This is a genomic window from Streptomyces sp. NPDC048295, from assembly GCF_040652135.1.
Classification (GTDB): Bacteria; Actinomycetota; Actinomycetes; order Streptomycetales; family Streptomycetaceae; genus Streptomyces.
Window position 1 is genome coordinate 73,407 of record NZ_JBEZLL010000035.1, and the last position, 6,469, is coordinate 79,875.

At 73.6% G+C, this 6,469-nt stretch carries 5 protein-coding genes and 2 pseudogenes; 4 read left to right on the plus strand and 3 right to left on the minus strand.

All coding sequences use genetic code 11. The features are described 5' to 3' along the window. Positions 1–64: 64 nt before the first annotated feature. Positions 65–1,294 (minus strand): acetyl-CoA C-acetyltransferase, encoded by a 1,230-nt coding sequence (locus AB0D53_RS36325; RefSeq protein ID WP_362453634.1) that lies wholly within the window; start codon positions 1,292–1,294, stop codon positions 65–67. A 103-nt stretch (positions 1,295–1,397) separates the two neighbouring features. Continuing rightward, positions 1,398–2,327 carry a LysR family transcriptional regulator gene (locus AB0D53_RS36330; protein ID WP_362453642.1) on the minus strand — a complete coding sequence of 310 codons (930 nt, stop codon included), beginning with the start codon at positions 2,325–2,327 and terminating at the stop codon, positions 1,398–1,400. A gap of 167 nt (positions 2,328–2,494) precedes the next feature. Between AB0D53_RS36330 and AB0D53_RS36335 the strand changes: the two genes are divergently transcribed. From AB0D53_RS36335 to AB0D53_RS36350, 4 genes and pseudogenes are all read left to right on the plus strand, one after another. Continuing rightward, entirely contained in the window at positions 2,495–3,412 is a 918-nt protein-coding gene (locus AB0D53_RS36335; RefSeq protein ID WP_362453635.1) for a CoA-transferase, read from the plus strand. A gap of 50 nt (positions 3,413–3,462) precedes the next feature. Further along, positions 3,463–4,246 (plus strand): annotated as a pseudogene (locus AB0D53_RS36340) (CoA-transferase). Between the two features lie 62 nt (positions 4,247–4,308). Beyond that, a complete protein-coding gene (locus tag AB0D53_RS36345) occupies positions 4,309–5,859 on the plus strand; it encodes a 3-hydroxyacyl-CoA dehydrogenase (RefSeq protein ID WP_362453636.1) in 1,551 nt (516 codons plus the stop codon). A gap of 108 nt (positions 5,860–5,967) precedes the next feature. Continuing rightward, on the plus strand, positions 5,968–6,360 hold the full coding sequence (locus tag AB0D53_RS36350) for a VOC family protein (RefSeq protein WP_362453637.1): 393 nt from the start codon (positions 5,968–5,970) through the stop codon (positions 6,358–6,360). A 15-nt stretch (positions 6,361–6,375) separates the two neighbouring features. Here the strand turns inward: AB0D53_RS36350 and AB0D53_RS36355 are convergent. Next, positions 6,376–6,469, minus strand: a pseudogene (locus AB0D53_RS36355) (DUF4255 domain-containing protein); the annotation flags it as partial.

The window sequence follows — 6,469 nt, forward strand, 5'->3', positions numbered from 1 at the left end:
GTCCCCACGCCGCCGGCCGGCAGGGGCGGACGTCAGGCGTCCCACCGCCCTTGCCGGCCGGACATCAGGCCGCGATCCGCTCGAAGACGGCGGCGAGGCCCTGCCCACCGCCGATGCACATGGTCTCCAGGCCGTACCGGGCCTCGCGGCGGTGCAGTTCACGGGTGAGCGTGGCGAGGATGCGGGCGCCGGTGGCACCGACCGGATGGCCGAGGGAGACGCCGGAGCCGTTGACGTTGATGCGCTGCTCGTGGTCCGTCTCGCCGAGCCCCAGCTCCCGGGTGCAGGCCAGCACCTGGGCGGCGAAGGCCTCGTTGAGCTCGATCAGGTCGAGGTCGGCGAGGGTGAGTCCGGCACGTTCGAGGGCGGCCCTGGTCGCCGGGACGGGGCCGAGGCCCATCGTCGCGGCGGGCACCCCGGCACGGGCGAAGGAGACCAGCCGGACCAGCGGGGTGAGGCCGAGGCGTTCGGCGGTGGCCGCGCCGGTGACCAGGCAGGCGGCGGCCGCGTCGTTCTGGCCGCTGGCGTTGCCCGCGGTGACGGTCGCCTCCGGGTCGGACTTCGCCATGATCGGGCGCAGTGCGGCGAGTTCTTCGGCGGTGGTGTCGGGGCGGGGGTGCTCGTCGGTGGTGACGACGGTCTCGCCCTTGCGGGTGCGTACGGTGACGGGGACGGTCTCCGCGTCGTACCGGCCCTCCGCCGCGGCGCGGCCGGCGCGCCGCTGGGAGCGCAGGGCGAGGGCGTCCTGGTCGGCGCGGCTGATGCCGTGGGTGCGCCGGAGGTTCTCGGCGGTCTCGATCATGCCGCCCGGCACGGGGTGGTCGGCGCCGCCCGCGGTGATCCTGCCGCGGGCCAGCGAGTCGTGGAGCTGGAGGCCGGGGCCCTTGATGCCCCAGCGGCCCTCGTGCGTGTAGTACGGGGCGCCGCTCATCACGTCGACCCCGCCCGCGATCACGACCTCGCTGAAGCCGGCCCGGATCTGCATCGCCGCGTCGAGCACGGCCTGGAGGCCCGATCCGCAGCGGCGGTCGACCTGGGAGCCGGTGACGGTCTCGGGCAGTCCGGCGTCGAGCGCGGCCACCCGGCCGATGGCGGGGGCCTCGGCGGACGGGTAGGAGTGCCCCAGGATCACCTCGTCGACGGCGGCGGGGTCGATTCCGGTACGGGCCACGACCTCGGCGATGACGCGTGCGGCGAGCGCGGCCGGCGTCTGCTGTGCGAACACTCCGCCGAAGCGGCCGATGGGGGTGCGCAGTGGTTCGCAGATGACGACATCGAGCTGCTGATCGGGCACGGCATGACCTTTCGGAGGTGAGTGGCGTGTGCCGCCGACCCTTGCACCCGGCGACTGAGCCGGTCCAATATCCAGTTCGCCCTGGTTCAAGACGTGGCGCGTCTCAATTCCTGCGTGCGGAGCTCGGGCCCCGGGCCGGGCGCGGCGGCGTGGGCAGGGCCTCCTCCACCACCGCGAGCACCGCCCGCAGCGCGGCGGAGGGGTTGTCGGCCCGCCAGGCCAGCGCGGCCTGGAGCCGGATCGGCGGGCCGGCCAGGGGCCGGTAGACGAGGCCGTTCTGCTGGATGTGCTGGACGGAGGTGACGGTGAGCGTGACCCCGACGCCCGCGGCGACCAGCGCCAGGATGGTGTACGAGTCCGGCGCCTCCTGGATCACCCGGGGGTTGAACCCGGCGGCCTCGCAGGCCCCGACCATCGCGTCGCGCACGGTGGAGCCGGTGTTGGCGGGGAAGGAGACGAAGGGCTCCTCGGCCAGGACGCCGATGGGAACGCTCTCCAGCCGGGCGAGCGGGTGGTCGAAGGGCAGCGCGCACACCAGCTCCTCCTCGTCGATCACCCGGTACGCCACTCCCGGCCGGGTCACCGGCAGCCGGACGAACCCCAGGTCCAGCGAGCCGTCGGCGACCCGGTCGAGGGCGGCATCGGCGTAGGTCTGCCCCCTCATGACCAGTTCGAGCGCGGGGTGGGCGGCGCGCACCGCACGGGTGAGCAGTGGCAGCGTCTCGTGGCTGGAGGCGCCCGCGAAGCCGAGGGTGACCCGCCCGTACTCGCCGCGGCCCGCCGCCCTCGCAGCGCGCACCGCCGTATCGAGATCGTCGAGCACGGTCCGTACCGGCTGGAGGAAGGACTCCCCCGCGCTGGTGAGCCGCACCGACCGGGTGTTGCGTTCGAAGAGCTGGACGCCCAGCTCCTTCTCCAGCCGGCGGATCTGCTGGCTCAGCGGCGGCTGTGCCATCTGCAGCCGCTTCGCGGCCCGTCCGAAGTGCAGCTCCTCGGCCACGGCGACGAACGCGGACAGGTGACGCAGCTCCATGCCCGCCCCTTCGGCCGATTCATTGCTCACATGTCTTGATGCGACCTTAATTTGGTATTGGACAGCAATCAATGGCCGCTGACACGGTGGGGTGACGCGCCTGCCCGGGACGCGTCGGCGGAACGGGGAGGAGCACCGTGGCCACGACGGACCGGAGAGACAAAGCGATGTCGATGAAGGAGGCCGTCGCCGCCTTCGTCCACGACGGCGGCACCGTCTGCCTCGAAGGTTTCACCCATCTCGTCCCGACCGCCGCGGGTCACGAGATCATCCGCCAGGGCCGCCGCGACCTCACCGTGGTCCGGATGACCGCGGACATCGTGGTCGACCAGATGATCGCCGCGGGCTGTGTGTCGCGGCTGGTCTCCTCCTTCGTGGGCAACTCCTCCGCCGGGTCGCTCGGCGAACTGCGCCGCCGCGTCGAGACCGGCGACCCGGCGCCGCTCGCCTTCGAGGAGTACAGCCACTACGGCATGATCTGCCGCTATCTGGCCGGCGCCCAGCGGCTGCCGTTCCACCCGCTGCGCAGCTACGGCGGCAGCGATCTGCCCTCCGTCAACAGCGGTCTGCGCAAGGTCACTTCGCCCTATCCCGGCCCGGACGGCGAGCCCGAGCAGATCTATGTCGTACCGCCCGTCAATCCGGATGTCACGATCATCCACGCCCAGCGCGCCGACCGCCGCGGCAACACCCAGATCTGGGGCCTGACCGGCATCCAGGCCGAGGCGGTGTACGCGGCGGACAAGGCGATCGTCGTCGTGGAGGAGATCGTCGACGACGAGGTGATCCGCTCGGACCCGAACCGCACGCTCGTTCCCGCCCACGCGGTCGACGCGGTCGTCGTCTGTCCGCGCGGCGCCCACCCCTCCTTCGCCCAGGGGTACTACGACCGGGACAACGCCTTCTACCGCACCTGGTCGCACATCAGCAAGGACCCGCGGCGGCTCCGGGAGTGGCTGGACGAATGGGTGCTCGGGACGGCCGACCACGCGGAGTACGTCGACAGGCTCGGCGAGGAGTACTGGGCGGGCCTGGCGGTCGGCGAGGCGCTGAGCCGGCCGGTGAACTACGGACGGCGGCTGTGAAGGGGCGGAGCGGACCGGCCGCGGAGACGGAACAGGAGAGGGAACGCCCCATGACCACGACCACCACCGCACCGGACGCCATCACCTCGTCGGAGCTGCTCTCCGTCGTCGCCTCCCGTGAACTGGCCGCACGCCGCACCGTGTTCGCCGGTATCGGCCTGCCGACGCTCGCCACCGAGCTGGCGCTTCTGACGGTCGCCCCGGAGATCGAGGTGGTGTACGAGTCCGGGGTGTGCGGCGCCCACCCCTCGCACCTGCCGGAGACCATCGCCGACGCGGTCCTGATCACCGGTGCCGAGGCGGTGCTGTCGATGCCCGCGCTCTTCGGCTGTGTCCTCCAGGGCGGCCATATCGACGTGGGGTTCCTGGGCGCCGCGCAGATCGACCGGTGGGGCAACCTCAACACCTCCGTGATCGGCGACTGGGACAGCCCCTCGGTCCGGCTGCCCGGCCCGGGCGGCGGCATCGAGGTGATGGCCAACTCCCGTGAGGTCTTCGTCGTGATGCGCCGCCACAACCCGCGCTCCTTCGCCGCGGCCCTCGACTTCTGCACCCCCCCCCGGCCCCGACCGGGCGCTCGCCGAGGGCATCCGTCCGCTGGGCGCCGGCGTCACCCGGGTCATCACCGAACTGGGCATCCTGGCCCGCACGGGCGTCGGCGAGGAGCTGAGGCTGGTCGCCGTCCACTCCGGTGTCACCGTCGAGCAGGTACGGGCGGCCACCGGCTGGGAGCTGGAGGTGGCCGGTACGGTCGGGACCGTACCGCCGCCGACCGAGGCCGAACTCCGGCTGCTGCGTGAGGACGTGGACCCGGACCGCTTCTATCTCCGCTGAGGGCTGTCCCGTACACCCCTTGGACCGATCACACGCCACCCCCCGAGAGGACCGCAACCGCCATGCGTATCAGGATCGTCGGCGCCGGGGCCATGGGCCGCGGCATCGCCCAGTGGGCGGCCACCGCCGGACACACCGTCGAGCTGTGCGACGTGCGCGCGGAGGCCGTGACGGCCGCCGTGGACTTCGTACGGTCCATGCTCGAACGGGCGGTCCAGAAGGGCCGGATGTCCGACGGGGACCGCACCGCCGCCCTGGCGCGGCTGGTCCCGCTCGACGACCCGTGGGCGCAGGGCCCGGACGTCGAGCTGGTCATCGAGGCGGTGCGGGAGGATCTCGGCACCAAGACGGAGGTCTTCGGCAGGCTGGAGCAGGCGCTGCCGGCCACGGCCGTCTTCGCGACCAACACCTCGTCCCTGTCGGTGACCCGGATCGCCGCGGCGCTGAAGGACCCGACGCGTCTGGCCGGGCTGCACTTCTTCAACCCGGTACCGCTGATGAGGATCGTCGAGGTCGTGCCCGGCGCGGCCACCCGGCCGGAGATCCCGCCGGCCCTCACCGCGCTCGTCGAGAGCTGCGGCCACCGCGCGGTCACCGTCGCCGACACCCCCGGCTTCCTGGTCAACCACGCCGGGCGCGGTCTGGTGACCGAGGCGCTCGCGCTGCTGGAGGAGACGGTCGCCGGCCCGGCGGACATCGACCGGATCGCCCGCGACGTCCTGGGCCTCCGGATGGGCCCGTTCGAGCTTATGGACCTCACCGGGCTGGATGTGACGGCCGCGGTGATCGACTCGATCTGGCAGGGCTTCCGGTACGCGGACCGGCTCCGCCCCTCCTACCTCACCCCGAACCGGGTGGCAGCCGGGCTGCACGGCCGCAAGACCGGGCACGGCTGGTACGCGTACGGTCCCGAGGCGCCCGCCCCCGCTCCGGAGCCGCCGGTCACCGGCGACGCGGACCGCCCGGTGTTCGTCCACGGCACCGCGGGGCAGGACCGGGACGCGGCCGCGCTGCGGGCGGCGCTGACCGCCGCGGGCGGTGTCGTCGAGACCGGCACCGGCCCGTCCGCCGGCGCCCTGGTGCTCGTTCCCCTCTGGGGCACCTCGGTGGCCGAGGCGGTCGCCGGGCACGGTCTGCCCGCGGGGCGCACCTTCGGCGTGGACCCGCTGCCCGCGGCCGGCCGGCGCCGGGTGCTGGCCGTGACCCCGGCGGCGGACCCGGCCGCCGCCCGCGACGCCCGCGCGGTGCTGGCCCGCGCGGCACCGGGCGACGAGCCGTGGGCGGTCTCGGTGGTGCGGGACACCGCGGGCTCGGTCGCCCAGCGGCTGCTCGCCTCGATCGTGTCGGTCGCGGCGGGGATCGCGGAGCGCTCCATCGCCGCCCCCGCCGACATCGATCTGGCCGTCACCGCCGGGCTGGGCTACCCCGTCGGCCCGCTGGCCTGGGGCGAACGGATCGGTGCGGAGCGGATGCTGGAGCTGCACCGGGCCCTGCACCGCACCACGGGCGATCCGCGTCATCGCCCGAGCCGCTGGGTCACCGAGCGCGCCCTGCTCGGCCTCGCGCTGACGGACCCGGGCACGTCGCCCGCCGACTGCGCGGCGTCCTCGTAGCGGCGGGACGGGGGTGCCGGCCGCCCGCGGCACCCCCGTACACGGGCGTCCCGGCGGATGTCCGTTTCGTACAAGACCCGCGCCGGGACCCGGCATACGGTCGGGGACATGACTCCACGCATGGACGCGATCGGCATCGTCACGGCGGATCTGGCCGCATCGCTCACCTTCTACCGCCGGCTCGGTCTCGACATCCCCGCCGGTGCGGAATCCGCACCCCATGTCGAAGTGGCGCTCCCGGGCGGGCGGCGGCTGCTCTGGGACACCGAGGACGTCATCCGCTCCTTCGACCCCGGATGGGCCGCGCCGGCCGGCGGGGACCGCCTCTCGCTGGCCTTCCTGTGCGACAGCCCGGCGGAGGTGGACGCGGTGTACGAGGATCTGACCGGCGCGGGATACCGGGGGCATCTGAAGCCGTGGGACGCGGTGTGGGGGCAGCGCTATGCGACGGTCCTCGACCCGGACGGCTGCTCGGTGTCGTTGTTCGCCGCCAACGGTTGAGAGGCTGTCGGGCGGCCCGCCCAGCGCGCTCCACACATCGGCGAACGAGCGGTCCTCCGGCGGCGGCAGCGCGATCGACATCGGTACGGGCGCCCCGATCTCGGCCAGG

Excerpts from the sequence above, each read along its gene's own strand:
- AB0D53_RS36335 (WP_362453635.1), top strand. The coding sequence starts at position 2,495 with ATGTCGATGAAGGAGGCCGTCGCCGCCTTCGTCCACGACGGCGGCACC.
- AB0D53_RS36350 (WP_362453637.1), top strand. The coding sequence starts at position 5,968 with ATGACTCCACGCATGGACGCGATCGGCATCGTCACGGCGGATCTGGCC.
- AB0D53_RS36345 (WP_362453636.1), top strand. The coding sequence starts at position 4,309 with ATGCGTATCAGGATCGTCGGCGCCGGGGCCATGGGCCGCGGCATCGCC.
- AB0D53_RS36330 (WP_362453642.1), bottom strand. The coding sequence starts at position 2,327 with ATGGAGCTGCGTCACCTGTCCGCGTTCGTCGCCGTGGCCGAGGAGCTG.